The organism is Nocardiopsis mwathae, from assembly GCF_014201195.1.
Lineage (GTDB): Bacteria > Actinomycetota > Actinomycetes > Streptosporangiales > Streptosporangiaceae > Nocardiopsis_C > Nocardiopsis_C mwathae.
This window is the reverse complement of the sequence record NZ_JACHDS010000001.1, coordinates 4,268,413-4,286,285: the sequence shown is the minus strand read 5'-3', so window position 1 is coordinate 4,286,285 and position 17,873 is coordinate 4,268,413. Positions and strand designations below refer to the sequence as shown.

General features: G+C 71.4%; 17 protein-coding genes. 11 read left to right on the top strand and 6 right to left on the bottom strand.

Features of this window, described 5'->3' with window-relative positions; translation table 11 throughout:
- The 4 genes from HNR23_RS18620 to HNR23_RS18605 all read left to right on the top strand — a co-directional run bounded on the left by HNR23_RS18620 (window position 1) and on the right by HNR23_RS18605 (window position 4,704).
- Window positions 1–639: a response regulator gene (locus tag HNR23_RS18620; RefSeq protein ID WP_184080573.1), complete on the top strand. Its 639-nt coding sequence runs from the start codon at window positions 1–3 to the stop codon at window positions 637–639.
- A gap of 278 nt (window positions 640–917) precedes the next feature.
- On the top strand, window positions 918–2,054 hold the full coding sequence (locus tag HNR23_RS18615; RefSeq protein ID WP_184077208.1) for a hypothetical protein: 1,137 nt from the start codon (window positions 918–920) through the stop codon (window positions 2,052–2,054).
- 523 nt (window positions 2,055–2,577) lie between these two features.
- Complete coding sequence (locus HNR23_RS26930) at window positions 2,578–3,687, top strand: hypothetical protein (RefSeq protein ID WP_246421799.1); 1,110 nt, start codon at window positions 2,578–2,580, stop codon at window positions 3,685–3,687.
- A gap of 120 nt (window positions 3,688–3,807) precedes the next feature.
- Window positions 3,808–4,704 carry a hypothetical protein gene (locus HNR23_RS18605; RefSeq protein ID WP_184077206.1) on the top strand — a complete coding sequence of 299 codons (897 nt, stop codon included), beginning with the start codon at window positions 3,808–3,810 and terminating at the stop codon, window positions 4,702–4,704.
- A gap of 29 nt (window positions 4,705–4,733) precedes the next feature.
- Here HNR23_RS18605 and HNR23_RS18600 read toward each other — a convergent pair whose 3' ends face one another.
- Complete coding sequence (locus tag HNR23_RS18600; RefSeq protein WP_184077204.1) at window positions 4,734–5,897, bottom strand: PAS domain-containing protein; 1,164 nt, start codon at window positions 5,895–5,897, stop codon at window positions 4,734–4,736.
- A 191-nt stretch (window positions 5,898–6,088) separates the two neighbouring features.
- On the opposite strand from HNR23_RS18600, the gene HNR23_RS18595 reads away from it, so the two are divergent.
- Together HNR23_RS18595 and HNR23_RS18590 are read left to right on the top strand one after the other, a co-directional pair.
- Entirely contained in the window at window positions 6,089–6,817 is a 729-nt protein-coding gene (locus tag HNR23_RS18595) for a GAF and ANTAR domain-containing protein (protein ID WP_184080571.1), read from the top strand.
- A 210-nt stretch (window positions 6,818–7,027) separates the two neighbouring features.
- Window positions 7,028–7,378 carry an anti-sigma factor antagonist gene (locus HNR23_RS18590; RefSeq protein ID WP_184077202.1) on the top strand — a complete coding sequence of 117 codons (351 nt, stop codon included), beginning with the start codon at window positions 7,028–7,030 and terminating at the stop codon, window positions 7,376–7,378.
- Window positions 7,379–7,451: 73 nt separating this feature from the next.
- Here the strand turns inward: HNR23_RS18590 and HNR23_RS18585 are convergent, their stop codons facing one another.
- Both HNR23_RS18585 and HNR23_RS18580 read right to left on the bottom strand, forming a co-directional pair.
- Window positions 7,452–8,396: a sensor histidine kinase gene (locus HNR23_RS18585; RefSeq protein ID WP_184077200.1), complete on the bottom strand. Its 945-nt coding sequence runs from the start codon at window positions 8,394–8,396 to the stop codon at window positions 7,452–7,454.
- Between the two features lie 76 nt (window positions 8,397–8,472).
- Complete coding sequence (locus tag HNR23_RS18580) at window positions 8,473–9,717, bottom strand: glycosyltransferase (protein WP_184077198.1); 1,245 nt, start codon at window positions 9,715–9,717, stop codon at window positions 8,473–8,475.
- 673 nt (window positions 9,718–10,390) lie between these two features.
- On the opposite strand from HNR23_RS18580, the gene HNR23_RS18575 reads away from it, so the two are divergent.
- Complete coding sequence (locus tag HNR23_RS18575) at window positions 10,391–11,152, top strand: PP2C family protein-serine/threonine phosphatase (RefSeq protein ID WP_184077196.1); 762 nt, start codon at window positions 10,391–10,393, stop codon at window positions 11,150–11,152.
- Between the two features lie 60 nt (window positions 11,153–11,212).
- Window positions 11,213–11,860 carry a diaminobutyrate acetyltransferase gene (gene ectA, locus HNR23_RS18570; RefSeq protein WP_184077194.1) on the top strand — a complete coding sequence of 216 codons (648 nt, stop codon included), beginning with the start codon at window positions 11,213–11,215 and terminating at the stop codon, window positions 11,858–11,860.
- A 92-nt stretch (window positions 11,861–11,952) separates the two neighbouring features.
- Here ectA and HNR23_RS18565 read toward each other — a convergent pair whose 3' ends face one another.
- The 3 genes from HNR23_RS18565 to HNR23_RS18555 form a co-directional block, all read right to left on the bottom strand.
- Window positions 11,953–12,603 carry a copper resistance CopC family protein gene (locus HNR23_RS18565; RefSeq protein ID WP_184077192.1) on the bottom strand — a complete coding sequence of 217 codons (651 nt, stop codon included), beginning with the start codon at window positions 12,601–12,603 and terminating at the stop codon, window positions 11,953–11,955.
- Window positions 12,537–13,283, bottom strand: coding sequence for a hypothetical protein (locus HNR23_RS18560; protein ID WP_184077190.1), 747 nt, complete (start codon window positions 13,281–13,283; stop codon window positions 12,537–12,539). The genes HNR23_RS18565 and HNR23_RS18560 overlap by 67 nt, the downstream gene beginning before the upstream one ends.
- Window positions 13,284–13,400: 117 nt before the next feature.
- Entirely contained in the window at window positions 13,401–13,664 is a 264-nt protein-coding gene (locus tag HNR23_RS18555) for a WhiB family transcriptional regulator (protein ID WP_184077188.1), read from the bottom strand.
- A gap of 1,251 nt (window positions 13,665–14,915) precedes the next feature.
- Between HNR23_RS18555 and ectB the strand changes: the two genes are divergently transcribed.
- The 3 genes from ectB to thpD all read left to right on the top strand — a co-directional run bounded on the left by ectB (window position 14,916) and on the right by thpD (window position 17,856).
- Window positions 14,916–16,181 (top strand): diaminobutyrate--2-oxoglutarate transaminase, encoded by a 1,266-nt coding sequence (ectB, locus tag HNR23_RS18550; RefSeq protein WP_184077186.1) that lies wholly within the window; start codon window positions 14,916–14,918, stop codon window positions 16,179–16,181.
- 129 nt (window positions 16,182–16,310) lie between these two features.
- Window positions 16,311–16,745: an ectoine synthase gene (locus tag HNR23_RS18545; RefSeq protein ID WP_184077184.1), complete on the top strand. Its 435-nt coding sequence runs from the start codon at window positions 16,311–16,313 to the stop codon at window positions 16,743–16,745.
- 202 nt (window positions 16,746–16,947) lie between these two features.
- Window positions 16,948–17,856: an ectoine hydroxylase gene (gene thpD / locus HNR23_RS18540; protein ID WP_184077182.1), complete on the top strand. Its 909-nt coding sequence runs from the start codon at window positions 16,948–16,950 to the stop codon at window positions 17,854–17,856.
- The last annotated feature ends 17 nt before the right edge of the window (window positions 17,857–17,873 follow it).

The following is a 17,873-nucleotide window of genomic DNA, read 5'->3' as shown; positions in this document are numbered from 1 at the left end:
GTGCCGCGTAAGGCCAACATCCTCCTTGTGGACGACCGCGACGAGAACCTGACGGCGCTCGAAGCGATCCTCACGTCCCTCGATCAGAACCTGGTACGCGCGAGTTCGGGGGAGGACGCGCTCAAGGCCCTCCTGGAGGAGGACTTCGCGGTCATCCTGCTCGACGTCGTGATGCCCGGGATGGACGGCTTCGAGACCGCCGCCCACATCAAGCAGCGGGAGCGGACCAAGGACGTCCCGATCATCTTCCTGACCGGGGCCGGGATCGACCGCCACCAGGTGTTCCGCGGGTACGCCTCGCGGGCCATCGACTACCTCACCAAGCCGTTCGACCCGTGGGTGCTGCGGTCGAAGGTCGAGGTGTTCGTCGAACTCCACCAGGTCAAGCAGCAGCTGCGGGAGCAGTCGCGGATGCTGCGCCGAGAGCTGGCGGAGGAGACCGGCGGACCGGCCGCGGGCGTGGCCGGTCGCCTGTCGCGGCGCGTCGCCGAGGTCAACACCAACCTGGAGCTGCTGCGCGGGCTCATCGTGACCGAGGAGCGTGACGACGACAGCCGTACCGTCGAGGCCGTCCGCGACCTCGACCGCTCCGTGGCGCAGCTGACGACGCTGGTGGAGGCGCTGAGCGGCCCCGAGTAGGCGCCGATCGGCGCGGGTCGCGCGGCCCGTCGCCCGCAGGTGGCGAAAGAGGCGGGGTGCGCCCCCGAAGCGGGGCTCACCCCGCCCTTTTCCGGTGGCCGTTCGCGATCGATTGGTTCTGCGGCGAATTTTGGGTCTAGAGTGCTGGATGCTCGGCGGATTCGGGGATGCCGATTCACCGGAATGCCCCCGGAAACGCCCCCCGCGGCATACGGGCCGCGGGCACCCCGCCATTCTTCGACCGATCGCGAATTGGAGCCATCACCGTGTCGCGAACGATGACCCGTACGGCCGCCGGCTTCGCCGTGGCCGCTTTCGTCGGCCTCGGCGGCGTCGTCTCCGCGCCGCTCGCCCTGGCCGACACCCCCGCCGGGCAGCCCGATATGAGCCCCGAGTCGGACGACCCCGGTCGGGAGGGCACCGACGGCGCCGTGCCCGTCGAGCGGGGGAACGAGGACGACGCGGAGGCGGCCCCTGAGCGGGGTGAAGGCGATGTACCGGCGCCCGCGGACGGCGGACACGCCCCCTCCGGCGAGGGCACGGCCGAGGCGGAGCCGCGTGAACAGGGGGACCCGCGGCAGGGCCGCCCCGAGGAGTCCGCCGCGAAGGAAACGCCGGAGGACACCACCGAGGCCCCTCCCGAGATCGACCCGGGTTTCACCTTCGATGGGCTGGAGGACATCGAAGGCGACCACCTCTCCCAGAAGACCTACGCCTACACCTGCACGGCGGGCGGCACCGCCGAGCCCGCCGAGTTCCTGTGGACGATCGCGACCAGCGGGGAGGTCCGGACCGGGCGCCCGGTCTTCTGGAGCGCGAACTTCACCGACCGGCGCTACCACCTCATCGACGAGCCGTTCCAGAAGGCCACCTTCTCCGGAACGCTCGACCTGGGCGGCCCCGCGGCACCGCAGGAGTCCCTGGCCGTCACGTCGATCGCCAACGGGCCGGCCGACGGCATCGCCGGCGTCGGGCCCGAGGGGTGGAACATGGAGGGGATCTCCGGCCGGCTCACCCCGCGCACCCCCGGTGAGCTGACCTTCACCCCGGGAACCGTCACGATCACGGTCGAGAAGGCGTCCGGCACCACCACCACGACCTGCACCGCGTCCGACCCCGACGTTCTGACCAGGGTCAGGGTCACCGGTGACGACCTGACCAAGGTCGCCGACCACAGGAGCGGCGCCGGAACCGGTGCGGGCTCCGGGGCCGCGGCCGCCGGTGACAAGGCCAAGGACAGGGGCACCGGCCCCGCCAAGGGCTCCGCGGCGTCCAGGGACGCGCTCCCGGTGACCGGCCCCGAGCTGGACGCCCTCGTGGCCGCCGGTGCGGCCGCGGTCGGCGTCGGCGCCGCCGCGATGTATCTCGCGCGCCGCCGGGAGACGGCGGTGGCCACCTCGGCCGACGAGGCCTGACACGTCCGGCGGTGGCCGCCGACGGCCACCGCCACCGAGGGTGGGTGCCTGTGTACTGTGGGCGCCCACCCTTTTCGTGTTCATCGGGCCGGGCCGGATGCGGACACAGGCCGCCGGCAGGTAAACCACCCCACCGTCCACCCGAAGATCGTCACCCTGGGTAACTGATCTCCGGCGTTCTCCCAGGACGGAGAAAACGGGCGGATGCTCAAGGTAATCAATGTGATGATTTATGTGATATTAACCGCAATCGACACGAATTGATAACTGATCACTTTCGACTGGTTTTGGGGTGTTTTCTGGGTCTAAAGTTCTGCTTGTTCGGCGGGTTCACGACCGCCGGCAACTGCCAGGTGCGAAACCATGCTCGGGTTTCTCGGGTTTTCCCGATGCCGTTCGCTGCCCGCTCCAGCCGAGTCGCCTGGCATGACCCCGGGAACGCGCCGCGGTGACACGTCGGCCGCGCGAGCGCCCACACACTTTCGCAAACCCCCACTTTTGGAGCTACACCGTGTCGCGAACGATGACCCGTACGGCCGCCGGCTTCGCCGTGGCCGCTTTCGTCGGCCTCGGCGGCGTCTTCAGCGCGCCCCTCGCCGTGGCCGATGACGCCGCCGCGAAGTCCGAGGCGAAGGCCGAGGAGAACGGCGCCGAGTCCACCCCCAAGGAGAACGAAGGCGGCTCCGCCGAGAAGAGCCAGGACGGCGCGTCCTCCGAGGAGAGCGGCGGGGAGTCCTCCGACGAGAAGGACAAGGGCGAGAAGAAGGACGAGAAGCAGGAGGGCGACGCGAAGGACGAGTCCTCCGCCCCCGCCGAGGAGACCCCGGAGAACATCGACTCCGAGCCCCGGACGCTCGACTCCGACATCGAGGGCGAGCTCGACCTCGACTTCGACTTCGAGGACGACTACCTCGCCCAGAAGACCTACGCCTACACCTGCAAGGCGGGCGACCAGACCGAGAACGCCCAGATCGTGTGGACGCTCGCGCACTCGGGCGACGCCAAGACCGGCGACCCCTACGTCTGGGCCGGCGGTATCGACGACGCGCCCTTCTACCTCGTCGAAGAGCCGATCCAGAAGGCCACCATCTCCAGCGTGTTCGACCTGGGCGGCCCCGCCGCTCCGCAGAAGTCGCTGACCAGCACGGCTGTGGCCACCGGTCCGGCCGACGACATCAACGACATCCCGGCCGACAAGTGGAACTTCGACGGCACCTCGGGCACCTTCACCCCGCTGAAGCCCGGCAAGCTCACCTTCACCCCGGGCACCATCACCATCAAGATCGAGCAGGCCTCCGGCACCGCCACCACCACCTGCTCCCCCTCCAAGCCCGCCGAGCTGGCCAGTGTCCAGATCACCGGCGATGACCTGAGCGGCCAGAAGGGCCAGGACGGCGACGGGGACGGGCAGAAGGGCTCCGACACCGACCCCGCGAAGAAGGCCGAGGGCGCCGGTACGGACGACGACCCGACCAAGAACGCCGAGACCGCCGGCAGCAACCTGCCGGTGACCGGTGCGGCGCTGGCCGGCCTCGTGGCCGCCGGTGCGGCCGCGCTCGGCGGCGGTGGCGCCGCGATGTACTTCGCGCGTAAGAAGAAGGCCGCTGCGGAGGCCCCCGGCGACGAGGCCTGATGGGCTCGTCCCACGGGGCCCGACGGCGACCGTGACCGAAGGCGGGCGTCCGCGCAGAGCGGACGCCCGCCTTTCGCGCTCCATCGCCGCGAACCGGCGCGGCGTAGTAGTAAGAGACCTATGAGCTCCCCCCGAGACACCTCGCCCTGGCAGCGGCTGATCGGCCCCACCGGCATCGGGGCGGTGCTGATCTGCCTGTTCCTCCCGTTCGTCGGGGTCTCCTGCGACACCGGCCTGGGCACCCTGGACGTCCAGGCCTCGGGATGGGACCTCGCCGTCGGCGGTGAGCCCTCGGTGTCGGGGTCCGGTGTCCTCGAAGAGGACACGTCCCGCGGCTTCGACCCCGCCGACGATGTCGGCTACGGAGAGGAACCCGGCGCGGTGGGGGCCCACGTCCTCATGCTCGGCGGCATCGTGTCGCTGCTGACCGGGGCCGTCCTGGGGGTCGTGCTGCCCTCGGTGCGCGCCCGCGCCCTGGGCGGGCTGGTCGCCACCGCCCTGGCGATGCTGCTCTTCTCCGTCAACGAGCTGCTGGTGTACCTCGCGCTGGAGGAGCGGGTGGCCGCCGAATCCGTGTGGCTACCCGAAGCCGTCGAGGTGGGGACCCGCTACGGGTTCTGGGTCACCGTCGCGCTGCTGGCCGCGCTCACCGCCTACAACGCCTTCGTCCTGTGGACCACCGCCGAGACCCGGGGCCGGACGCCGCACGGTTCATACGGCCCCCACGGCCCCCACGGCCCCTACAGCCCGCCGGGCACTCAGGGTCCGCCGGGTCTCCCGGGTCCGCAGAGTCCGTACGGCCCCCACGGCCCACACAGCCCCGACTTCGGCCCCGCGCCGCCGCCGCACGGTCCGCCGCAGTCCCCACCGGCCCCGCCCCACGGGACGCAGCCGCCCCGGCGGCCGGGGTTCCCCACCCCCGGCCCGCAGCCGAGGCCGGAACCGCCGATCGTGCACCCTCCGTATCCGCCCGCACCCGCGCCGCGCGACGACCCCTACGGACCGCCCTATGGCTGACGGCCGCCGCCACACCGGGGAGACCGCCGTCAGCCGGGGTCCCGCGGGGGCAGAGCCAGCCCGATGTGCTCGCCGATCTCCTCGATCAGCCCCAGGTCGGCGAGCCGGAACGATCCCCGGTTGCTCCGCCGGATCAGCGTCAGCGCACCGCGCACCCCGCGGCTGCCCTTCAGCGGCACCGACATCAGCGAGCCCGCGCCCAGCGCGCTGAGCAGCGGCGCGCCTTCGTCGCCGTACCCGAGCGTGCTCTCGTCCTCGATGTACTGGTGCAGTACGGACTGCCCGCCGGTCAGCACGTCGCGCGGGACCTCGGAGCGCAGTGGGTCCAGCGACGCCACCAAATCGCGATGGGCGTCGCCGCGCGGCCCGGCGACCACGGCGCGGCGCGCCCGCCGGGCGTCGGCCGGGTGGTCGCACAGGTCGATGATCACCCAGTCGGCGTAGGCGTCGGCCAGCAGCGCCGCCGCCTCGTCCAGTGCCAGCGGGCGCCCGGCCCCGCTGGGACCCGCGCCGGTGAGCAGCAGCCGGGTCATCCGTGTCAGCACGTCCAGGCGTCGCGCCGCCAGCACCACGACCTGGTCCTCGACCTCCGACTCCAGCGGGGCCGGGCCCTCGTCGTCGGGGCCGGCCAGCGGCGGCGACATCACGACCAGCACGATCGGGTGGGCCTCGGTGGGCACGTCCAGCCGGGTCAGGGTCAGGTGCACGTCCTCCGACCAGCCGCGCTGCGCCAGCCGTGACTCGAACGAGGCGGGTTCGCCGCCGCGCACGACGGCCGCCAGCCACGACCGCATCGCGGCGCGTCGGCGCAGGTCCACGAAGTTGGAGAAGGGTTTGCCGGTGAGGTAGCCGCTGAGCCCGCCCAGCCGCTCCGCCCCGATGGCGTTGATGCGGCGGATGTAGCCCTCGTGGTCGAGCAGGACGACGGGCACGCTGAGCTCGTTGAAGACCGCGCGCAGCACCGAGCGCTCGTCCTCGCCCCCGGTGCGGCGCGGAGTCGCGGCCTCGGCGTCCGCGGTGAGCTGCGCGCCGCAGTCGACCAGCAGCTGTTCGGCGTACCCCAGCTCGGCCAACGCGGCCTCCGCCGTCCCGGCGGCGTCGTCCGGGTACATGGTGTGGGTGGCGCGCAGCGCCGCTATCCGCTCGCGCAGCTCTGCTATCTCGCGCTGCAGATCGGCCAGATTCTCCGGCACGCGCGGCCCTCCAGGCGTCTTCGGGATCCGGGGCCGTGCGTGACGCGCGTGGACGTCGTGCCCCGTTGCCGACGCTAACGCATGCACAAGCGGATCCGGCCGGTGGTTACGGTGGAAGTCGACCGGGACGGCCGCGGTCCGACGGCTGCGGCGGCAGGGGGAGTGCGACGCGGGGGGAGTGCGACGTGTCGATGTGGATCGAACGCCTCGCGCGGGATATCGGCGACATCGGGCAGCACACCCCCGAGCGGGCGCTGGACCAGATGAGCACGGCGGCCGCGCGGGGGGTCCCCGGCTGCTCCGCGGCGCTCGTCGTCATCTGGCGGGAGGTGGGCCCGGGGGAAGAGCCCACGGCGGGCGGCGGCCGCCACGTCGTCGTCGACTACGGTGCCTCCCACTCCGACCTGGCGACGGCTTTCGAGTACCAGTACACGACCGACGAGGGGCCGACGGTCGAGGCGGTCCGCGAGATGCGCCCGGTGGTCGTGGGGGACGTGCTGCGGGAGGACCGCTGGCCGGGCTACACCAGCATGGCCGTGCAGTGCGGTGACCGTTCCTCGGTGACGTTCCCCGGCGAGCTGGAGGGCGAGGTCGTCACGTTCGGGGTGCACTCCGGGCGTGCCGGCGTCTTCGACGACTCCGTGGTCACCCCGCTGGTGGCGCTGCTGGCCGAGCACGCCGCCATGGCGCTGCACTCCGCGGGGCGCTACTCCGACGTGGAGCGTGAGGCGGCGCACATGCGGCGGGCCATGTCGGGGCGGGCCGTGATCGACCAGGCCAAGGGCATCATCATGCACGCGCGCGGCTGCGACGCCGCCGAGGCCTTCGCCGAGCTGCGCAAGGTGGCGCAGCGCAACCGGCTGAAGGTGGTCGACGTGGCGCGGAGCCTGGTCGCCGAGCACGCGGAGAGCAACGCCTAGGCGCTGGTCCGAGCGCCGCCGGTCCGGCTCGGTCGCGGATCGGGGCGACGCGCAGTATCGGTGTGGTGACGGCCTCGGGCCGAATCTGTCTCGCCCCCGGCATTGGCGCTAAGGTGGCCGCGTGGAGTTCAGGAACGGTGCGAGGGCACGGAGGCGGTCCCGACCGTCGGCACCCGCGGCGATCCCCGGTCACCGGCGAGGAGCGTGAGCGTGGCGTCCGATGTCTCGATCCGGACCGAAGGCGATGTGGTGGTGGTGACACCGGCGGGGGAGTTGGATGCCATCAGTTCGCCGGTTCTGGCCGAAGCACTGGAGCGGATCCTCGGCGCGGCCGAACCGTGCCGCGGGGTCGTGATCGACTTCTCCAAGGTGAGCTTCTGCGACTCGCGCTGTATCGGCGTGCTCGTCTCCTCCTACCGCCAGGCCCGCGACCTCGGCATCGGCCTCGCGGTCTCCGCGCCGCAGCGCACCGTGCACCGCCTCTTCGTGATCGCCGGGATCGACCAGGTCATCACCATCGAGGAGGACACCGCCCACGCCATGGAGTCCGTGCTGGCCTGACTCCGGCGATGGGCGCGGTGCCGGGGACCGATCCCGTCCGTTCCGGCCGACCCGGTGTGACGGGCTTCGCGCCCTAGACACGGAAGTACATGCGGACCAGGGAGCCGCGGGTGCCTCCGGTGACCTCCATGAAGTCGCACACCTGGCGGGTGATCCACAGGCCGTAGCCGCGGGGGCTGAGCGGGTCGGCGGGGTGGTAGCCGCACAACGGGTCGGTCAGGTCGCCGCACTCGTCGAAGACCTCGCAGACGATCCGGCCGGGTGAGCTCCAGACCGTGATCGTGCCCTTGCCCGCACCGTGTTCGAGGACGTTGGCGGTCAGTTCGTTCACGGCCACCACCAGATCGCCCAGGCGGGGGGCCGGGAGCCCCGCCTCCGCGCCCAGGGCGCGGACCTCCCTGCGCAGCGCGGGGAGATCACCGTGGATGTCGAGTCTTCGCGGCTCACCGGCCGGGGGCGGCAGGGCGTGCGCGGCGCCGCGCACGGGCGGCGCGGCCCGGTAGTCGGGGTTGGTCCGTCGGCCGTCGTGGGTGAGCAGGACCGGGTGGGTGTCGCGTGCCGAGCGGAGCACGTCGGCGGGCGTGGTGCGGCCGTCGTGCAGGCACACCAGCCGCATCGGCACCTCGGACAGCGCGGTGACCAGGGCGGCGTCCAGCCGGTGCCACTCGCGGAGCTCCAGGGGGTCGTCCGGCGGCAGGACCGGCTCGCCGATGACGGTGACCCGGCGCGGTTCCGCCCGCGCCAGGCGGTGCAGCGCGGCCACGGTGCGCCCGGGGGCGTCGTAGAGTGCGGTTCGGTCCGCGAAGCGCACAGCGGAGCTCTCAGCGGCGCCCAGGGCGGACCGGAGGTCGCCGCCCAGCCGGTCGCTGACGGCGACGACGACGTTCTCGCCGGCGGCCAGAGCGGTCCGGAGCACGGGGATGACGGTCTCGCGGAGATCCCGAGCCGAGTGGAAGAACACACCATGGTGCTCGAACCCTTCGGTTTCCGCGGCTGCGGAGTCCGCGCGAGACGTCATGACATCACCCCGGGGATCCCTCCCGGCCTGTGCCCGCTGCGGCCGGATGGTCGCGGTGCGGTTCGGATTCCGCGCACTAGTGTGCATCATCGCCGACCGCGGCAGGCAGCTCGCCGTCCTGCGGTCGGGCGCGGCTGTAGACCCGTTCGGTCTCCGCCGCCACGCGCTGCCAGGTGAACCGGGACTCGGCGCGGTCGGCTCCGGCGATGCCGTAGGCGCTGCGCATCGTCGACTCGGCGATCAGCCCGCGCAGCGCGGACCCCAGTGCCTCGGGGCGGGCCGAGCGGAGCAGGACGCCGGTGGTGCCGTCGAGCACGGCGCCGGTGGCGCTGCCGACCGCGGTCGCGACGACGGGCAGCCCGCACGCCATGGCCTCCAGGACGGCGCCGCCGTAGGGGTCGTAGGGCGCGGCCGACACGTAGATGTCGGCCGAGCGCAGCAGCCGGGGCATCTCCTTGCGGTCCACGGGGCCGGTCAGCGTGACGCGGTCGTCGACCCCGGCCTCCTTGGCGAGCAGCTCCAGGCGGCGGGCGTCGTCGTCGAGAGCGAGTTCGACGGGCGCCGGTCCCGCCACGATGACCAGTTCGGCCTCGGGCAGGCGGACCATCGTCTCGATCAGCGCGTCGGCGCCGCCCCCGGCCAGCCCGGTCACCGAGATGATGCGGGTGCGCTCCTCGCGGCGTCCCTTCCACGGTTCGGTGGCGACCCCGCCCTCGACGGTGAAGTGGTCGGTGTCCACGCCGTAGGGGACGACGTTCACGCGGGTGCGGGGCAGGCCCATGCGGGCGAGTTCGAAGCGCTGGTCGGCGGAGTTGACGACGACGGCGTCGGCGCGTCCGGCGATCGCGGCCTCCAGGCGCACCCGCTCCTGGCGCTCGGGGAGCCCGGCCCGCTGTTCGCTGGCGTTGAGCGAGTGGAAGGTCTGCACGATCGCGGTGTCCTCGGTGACACCGCCGGCGGTGTCGGCGGCGGACAGGGCGGCCAGGCCGCTGGTCCAGCCGAAGGCGTGGATGACGTCGGGGGAGTCCTCGTCGAGGCGGTCGGCGAGGGCGGCGGCGAAGGCGCCGGTGTGTTCGGCGACCTCGTGCTCGCGCAGGGTGTACTCGGGTCCGGCGGCGAGGTATTCGACGTTGACGCCGCGCCCCATGCGGGAGCGGCCGGGCAGGCCCTCGGCGTCCCTGCGGGAGTACACGGTGACGCGGTGCCCGAGTTTGGCCAGGTGGCGGGAGACCGAGGCGATGTGCACGCTCTCACCGCAGGTCGGCTCCCCCTTATGGGCGGGCAGTGGGCTGGTGTGCTCGGCGACCAAGGCGATTTTCACGTGGTGCTCCTCATTGCGAGACGGCGACCCGCCACAGGGGGAGTCCGCCCGTGGGCGCGGCTGAGTCGGCGCCGGGGGTGCGGGGGCCGCTTCGGGCATGCCAGGGAAAGCCCAAGTGGGCGGAGAGGATTCGTCGGGGTGACAGGGGTAGGGAAGAGAGAATCGGGCAGACGCAAAAAGACCACACCTTGACCGCTGGAAGAGGGGGCACGGCGCGCGCTCGACGGGGCGCAGGCGGCTGAGGCCGCGCGGGAGCGTGCGAAGGATGAGGTGTGTCTGCGTCTTAGACACCCATCACCGACTCATTCTGCCAGACTGCGCAACGGGCCGCCAAACTCCGCTGTAGCGTGCGGGTGTGTAGGGGAGTGATCGCGGAGCGTGCCGATCCGTCGGATGGGTGGGGAGTGTCGGACGCGCATCGGAGCGGGGGAGGGCCTGGTGAGGCAAGCGTGCGCGCGGAAGCGGGTCCGGAACCGTACCTTTGGCGATAGGGACGCGGTGAGGAACTGCGTATCAGGGCGTTTTCCGCCATGATGTACGCGGATTTTGACCATGGTCAACGGTCCCCCGATACGGTTACATGATCAACGCGCCTCGGGTACCGTCCTCGAAGCACGAGGCGCCGCTTGGGACTGTGCGGCAGTTACTGCCGACGAAACAGGAGGTTGGGCGTATGGGTGTCGTTGGTGGGGAAGTCGCGGTCACAGCCCTCACGCACCGGGGTGCTGTACGCCCGGCCAACGAAGACGCCGTCGTGGTGGGCGCGCTCACCGTCGCCAGTGCGAACATGACGCTGCCGGTGCGGTGCGTGCTGCCGCTCGGCGAGCCGGTGATCGCGGCGGTCGCCGACGGGCTGGGCGGGCACGCCGCGGGCGAGATCGCCTCCGAGCACGCCGTGCACCGGATGGCCGAGATGGGCCCGCGCCTGGCCGGACCGGACGACCTCGACATTCTGCTGAAGAACATCGACGAGGAGATCCAGGAGCACGCCACCCAGCACACCGAGTTCTCCGGTATGGGGACCACCGTGGCGGGGATCCTGCTCAACGCCGACGGGAACTTCTGGTTCAACGTCGGCGACTCGCGCACCTACCGCCTGGAAGGCACCCGGCTGCGCCAGATCTCCCAGGACGACTCGCCCCCGCTGCCCCCCTCGGAGGACGGCAAACCCGTCTCGACGAACTTCATCACCCAGTCCCTGGGCGGCAGCGGCGCCTCGGCCATGACCCCCCATGTCGGGCGCGACGGCGACGCGGGACCGGGCGCCTGGCTGATGTGCAGCGACGGCCTCTCCGACCTGGTCGCCCACGACGAGATGGAGCGCATCATCGCCGAGGCGGGCAGTGACGAGGCCGCCGTCCACAGCCTGTGGCAGGCGGCGATGGAGGCCTCCGGTCGCGACAACATCAGTATCCTTTTGGCCCGCCGCCTTTGAGCGCGTCGGCGTTCCACCGCCCGGGGCCCTGAGCTGGGGCGTTTGCTAGTGTCGCGAGGTATGCCCCTCCATACTTCCTCTCATGGTCATTCACCTGCCGATGGTGCGGACGGTGCCGGCGGCGGCGATGACATTCGGTTCGCACCGCCGGCGCTGGGCGACGGCCGACTGCTGTGGGCCCTGGCCCGTGACAACGGGCTCGACGAGAATTCGCCCTACGCGTATGTGATGTGGTGCCGGGACTTCGCGGAGACGTCCGTGGTCGCCCGGGACACCGAGGGGCGGGTACTCGGGTTCGTCATCGGGCATGTTCGGCCCGGCGCTCCCGACACCTACTTCCTCTGGCAGGTGGCGGTCGACTCCGCATGCCGGGGGCGCCGCCTGGCCCGCCGCATGCTCGACCACATCGGTGACCGGATCACCGAGCGCGGTCTGACCCACCTTGAGGCGACCGTGACCCCGGACAACGCCGCCTCGCGCGCGCTGTTCGGCTCGTTCGCCCGCGACCGCGGCGTCGAGCCGGTGTGGACATCGCTGTTCGAGCGGGAGCACTTCCCGCAGGACGGCGAGCACACGCACGAGCCCGAGGACCTCGTCCGCATCGGCCCGCTCGGGCAGCCGGCCGCGGCCGAGGCGCTGTGGGACCCGGCCGAGATCGTGGCCGAGGCCGAGCGGACGCGCGTCCCGGCGGCGAGCGGCCGGGGGTGAGCCCCGGCCGGAACCCGATGCTCGCGTCGTGAAGCGGCGGTGCCCCCGACCCTCCGGTCGGGGGCACCGCCGCTTCACCGTGCGGTGGCGTGTCAGTCGGTTCCCGGACTGTTCTGTCCGCCCTGGCCGTCCGGCCGGCGGCGCATGCGGACGAGCAGGATGACGATCAGCGCGACGATCGCGATCGCGCCGATGACCGCCCCGACCGGGCCCAGGGAGCGCATGGGGTCGGTGGCCGCGGTCTCGTTGCGGTCGCCGGCGTCGTCGGCGGGTTCGGCGTTGCCGGTGTCGTCGGCCCCGCCGGGCGCGGCCGTGTCGCCGTCCTCGGTCGCCGCCTCGCCGTCGGCGACGCCCTCCTCGGAGAGGGTGAAGGTGAGCTGCTCCTCCAGCGGGTGGCCGTCGGCGGAGATGATCCGGTAGGCGATGGTGTACTCGCCTGCGGTGTCGAGCGGCTTCAGGTCGGTCGACACGGTGGGACCGTCGAGCCGGACGTCGCCCTCCTCGTAGTTGCCCCCGTCCGGACCCGTGACGACGATGGCGTTGCCCCCCTCGTTCACGGTGGTGTTGAAGGTGAGTACCACCTCGCCGGGCGCGCTGTCGAGGTCCGCGCCGTCCTTGGGAGAGGAGTCGATGAGCGTGTTGTGCGCCAGAGCGGCGGGCGCGAGGCCGACGCCGATCAGCAGGGATGCCGCGAGTGAGGCGAGGGTGATGGCGCCGCGGCGCGCCGTGAATGCGTGAGGCATGCGTCTTGGGACCTTTCCGGCCGTAGCTGTGTCCGTCGGATGGTGTGCGGGCGCGCCTGCGGCGTGCCCATGATGCGGTGAGGACGGCCGGTCGGGGGTGGACCGCGGGGGTGTTCGGAGTAGTGCAGGCGTCGGCGCGGCCGGGCCGGGCCCGGGTGGGGCGCGTGGACCGGAGGGGCGGGGGTGGGCGGGGCCGCGGGGCGCAGCAGGGTCGGCAGTGCCGCGGCGAGCAGCCGCAGCAGGGTCCACAGGCAGGCCTCGCCGTGTGCGAGGAGGGCGGCGGCCAGCAGCGCCGCCCACAGGTGTCCGGCGAGCATGCCGGGAGAGAGGCCCAGGGCGCCGAGGGTGTGGGTGAGCACTCCCGCGGTGTGGCCCGGCGCGGCGGCGTGTGCGGCGTGCCCTGCGGCGGCGGAGGGGGAGGCCGCGCTCAGGAGTTGGAAGGCGAGGTGCAGGCCGACCTGCGCCGTGGCCAGCACGGTGAAGATCTCGCCGAAGCCGCGCTGGCAGCGGGTGAACCGGGCCAGTAGCAGGCCCATGAGAGCGGTGGCGGCGGCGAACGCGCCGGGGGCGACGGCCACGTCGGCCCACACGGCGTGCCCGCCCCAGGCAAGGCCGGTGCACGCCACGGCGAGGAAGGCCGTGCGGATCGCCCGTAGGGGGCCGCCACCTGGGGACTGCACGACTCAAGAACCTAACCGAGAACAGCGGGGAGGTGAAGACGCGGCGGGGTGCCCCATGGTCGGGACCCTGCTGCGGCACGTCGGCCCGCCCGCGGACCCCGCGGGCGGGCCGACGACTCAGCTGGCGGTGGCCAGCTCGCGGCGCATGTAGCGGCGTTCCTCGGGACTCGTTCCGCCCCACACGCCGTGCGCCTCCCCGGCGGCGAGCGCCCACCGCAGGCACTCTTGGCGAACAGTACAGCTGCGGCAGATGGCCTTGGCGAGCTCCGCGTCGTGTCGCCCAGGCCCGGTCGTGCTCACCGGGAAGAACAGCTCCGGGTCGTACTGCCGGCAGGCTCCCTGCGCGACCCAGTCTTCGCTTTCGTGGTAAAGGCGGTTCACCAGGCGCCTCCGTTCCCTGGCTCGGTGTCCGGTGGGAGTGGCGGAGCTCCACCGGCCTGTCGAGGCCTCGCGTGGCGAGACCCGTGTGGTGCGATCCCTACGTGGAAGACGTGCGCGAGACCGCGTAGAGGACCCTCAGCGCGCCGCGACCGATTGTAGTACTACGGCGGGTCGTACTACGCAAAGTCTGCTAAAAATTCCAGGGTCTTTCAACTTCGCGAAGGCCATTTCGGTTACGTTGGCGTAACGCCGATATCACGAATCGGGTGACGCCGTGCCGGAGAATGGCCGAGTGGCCCGGGGGTGCCTTCTCTCGGCCGTGCCGACGTGCGCGGATGTGAGTAGCGCCGCACGTCGGAGCGGTGACGGGTGCCCGTCCCGCGTATGTCGCGAGCATTCACCCGAATTCGTGTGATGTAGCCCACCCTTAAGATTTGCTGCGCTTGCTCTATGTTTGAGCGGCAATAGGCGCGATACTCGTGATGCCCTTCCCTCGCACGGGGTGCGCAATCGCTCCGAACAGCGTTCCGAAACCGCTGGTGAGTACGGCGCCCGCGGGGGGTCGGCCGGTGCGGCGCACAGCCCCGGCAGTGGCGACGGAAAGTGACGGTAGGCGCTAAATAAACGAGCCCTACCCGGGGAAGCAGCATCGAAACATGGTTTCCGACGTCAAGGAAATCGCTGCTCAGAAACGTTCGCTATGTTCCATCGACGTGCCTCACCAACAGATCGACGCCGGAACCCGCGACCGACCGGACACCGGGGATCACCCCGCTGTAGTCACTCTCGGCGTGGGACCCGTCGGCGTGCGCTCGACAGGAGGCGCGTCGGGCGGCCGTCGGCCACAGCCGGGACACTCCGGCCCTGACACCGTCTTTCGCCGGCATGTCGAGGCCGGTTCCGGACACCGTGTCCGACGCCTTCCGCGACATATGTTCGGCCCTACCGGAGCTCGCGACGTCGCGCGAGCCGCACCCCTTCCAGAGGCATCCACGGCGCCGAGTGCAGCCGCGGTCTCCACTCCTTCCGCCCTCCCGGCGCGAGCGTGCGCCGCCGGGCCGGAGCGGACCCCCGACTTTCACACCCGGCACCTTCCGCCGCAGGTCCCCAGGGGGAGAACCCCCGGGGAACCAGGGCGCGGCGGCCCGCCGCCCGCTTCGCGGCGGACCCCGACCGACCATCCATCCTGACCGACCCCGTCGTCACCGCCCCGAGCCCACGAACCTGGGGAAAGGAACCAAGGAACACACGATGGAGATCTTCGACCGCCTCGAATCCGAAGTCCGGAGCTATTGCCGTAGCTGGCCGGTCGTCTTCAACGAGGCGCGAGGCAGCTACATCTACGACGAGTCGGGGCGGCCGTACCTCGACTTCTTCGCGGGGGCGGGTTCCCTGAACTACGGGCACAACAACCCCGTCCTGAAATCCGAACTCATCGACTACCTCGCGGGCGACGGCATCGTGCACAGCCTCGACGCCTACACCACGGCCAAGCGGGAGTTCCTGCAGACGTTCGGCGACGTGATCCTGGGCCCGCGCGGGCTCGACTACAAGGTGCAGTTCCCCGGCCCCGCCGGGAACAACGCCGTCGAGGCCGCCCTGAAGCTGGCCCGCAAGATCACCGGCCGCGAAGTCATCGTCAACTTCACCAACAGCTTCCACGGCATGACGCTGGGCGCGCTGGCCGTCACCGGCAACTCGATGAAGCGCGGTGGCGCCGGCGTGCCGCTGACCCACGTCAACACCATGCCCTACGACAACTACATGGACGGCGAGACGCCGGACTTCCTGTGGCTGCGCAGCGTCCTGGAGGACAGCGGCAGCGGCCTGGACAAGCCGGCCGCCGTCATCGTCGAGACGGTGCAGGGCGAGGGCGGTATCAACGTCGCCGGCGCCGAGTGGCTGCGGGGCCTGGCCGACCTGTGCAAGGACCACGGCATTCTGCTCATCGTCGACGACATCCAGATGGGCTGCGGCCGTACCGGCGGCTTCTTCAGCTTCGAAGAGGCCGGCATCACGCCGGACATCGTCACGCTGTCCAAGTCCATCAGCGGATACGGCATCCCGCTCGCCCTGACCCTGTTCAAGCGGGAGCTGGACGTGTGGGGGCCCGGCGAGCACAACGGGACCTTCCGCGGCCCCAACCCGGCGTTCGTCACCGGTGCCGCCGCGCTGAACCACTTCTGGCGCGACGACGAGCTGCAGAAGGGCACCGCTGCCAAGGGCGAGCTCATCCACCGCCGCCTCAGCGCCATCGCCGAGGAGTTCGCCGAGGCCGGGGCGCACGTCCGCGGCCGCGGTATGGCGGCTGGCCTGGCCTTCGAACGCGAGGGCGCGGCCCAGGCGGTGAGCCGTGAGGCCTTCCAGCGCGGCCTGCTGATCGAGACCTCCGGTCCGGAGGACGAGGTCGCCAAGCTCCTGCCGGCGCTCACCACCACCGAGGAGGAGCTGGAGCAGGGGCTGGACATCATCGCCGAGGCGGCGCGCGCCGCGGTGAAAATCTCACAGCCCGCCTGACAAGCCCCTGCGCGGCGGCCCGCCTGGGCCGCACAATTGCAGCGGAGGAACACCAGAGGGTCCGGGCGCTGCCCGGGGCCCGCATTCGGTCGCCCGCGGCCGAAGCACGGCATTGAGGAGTACGAGAGCGTGATCGTTCGCAGCCTGAAGGATGTCGACGGCACCGACGCCGACATCCAGACCGAGACCTGGCGCAGCCGCCGGATCGTCCTCGCCAAGGACGGCGTGGGCTTCTCCTTCCACGAGACCGTCCTGTACGCGGGGACGGAGACGAGCATGTGGTACGCCAACCACATCGAACTCGTGCACTGCATCGAGGGCGAGGCCGAGCTCACCAACGACGAGACCGGGGAGACGTTCACCATCACCCCGGGCACGCTCTACCTGCTCAACGGGCACGAGAAGCACACCGTTCGGCCCAAGACGGACTTCCGGGTGCTGTGCGTCTTCAACCCGCCGGTGACCGGCCGCGAGGTGCACGACGAGAACGGCGTGTACCCGCTGCTCACCGAGGACGGCGCACCGGCGGCCGGTGTCGGGCGGAGCGCCGCCGCGAGCGAGTAGCCGCCGGGCGGGCGCGGGCGGCCACCAGAGGCCGCCCGCGCCCGCCCCCATGGGGCCCCGCCTGCGGCGCCGCCGCCCGGCCCGCAGGGGCCGACCTCGACGGACAAGGACAAGGACAAGGAAGGAACACACGAGAAGAGCACGAACGGCAGTTGTAGAGCACTCACGAGCGCGAAGGAGCGAAACCCCGAGGGGTATGGCCATGACTGTGTTGACGACCGACTTCGAGCAGCCGACCATGGACGACTACCCGACCCGCAAGGACGGATTCCCGTCACTGCTGTACCGGCGCGACGCCGTGGTCTGGGGCGAGAACGACGGCCCCATCGACCGCACCGCGCTGGACTCCTACGACGACAAGGGCTACCTGCAGATCGATTCGCTGCTCACGCCCGAGGAAGTGGAGAAGTACCGCTCGGAGCTGCGCCGCCTCGGCGAGGACGAGGAGCTGAGGAAGGACGAGCGCGTCATCGTCGAGCGGGAGTCCGACGAGGTCCGGTCGATCTTCGAGGTCCACAGGATCAGTGACGTCATCGCCGACCTCGTGCGCGATCCGCGCGTTGTGGGGCGCGCCCGGCAGATCCTCGGCAGCGATGTCTACGTGCACCAGAGCCGGGTCAACTCCAAGCCCGGGTTCAGCGGTACCGACTTCTACTGGCACTCCGACTTCGAGACCTGGCACGCCGAAGACGGGATGCCGCGAATGCGCGCCGTGAGCATCTCCATCGCGCTCACCGACAACTACGAGCACAACGGCTCGCTGATGATCATGCCCGGCTCGCACCGGACGTTCGTGTCCTGCGTCGGCGCGACCCCGGCGAACCACTACAAGGAGTCGCTGAAGCAGCAGGAGATCGGCACGCCCGACCAGGACAGCCTGTCGATCCTCGCCGCCAAGCACGGCATCGACGTGCTCACCGGTCCCGCCGGCGGCGCCATCATGTTCGACTCCAACTGCATGCACGGCTCCAACGGCAACATCACGCCGTTCCCGCGGTCGAACATCTTCATCGTGTTCAACAGCGTGGAGAACGCCTGCGTGGAGCCCTTCGCGGCGCCGTCGCACCGCCCGCCGTTCCTCGGCGCGCGCGACGTCACCCCGGTGGTCTGACGCGGCAGCGGGCGTCG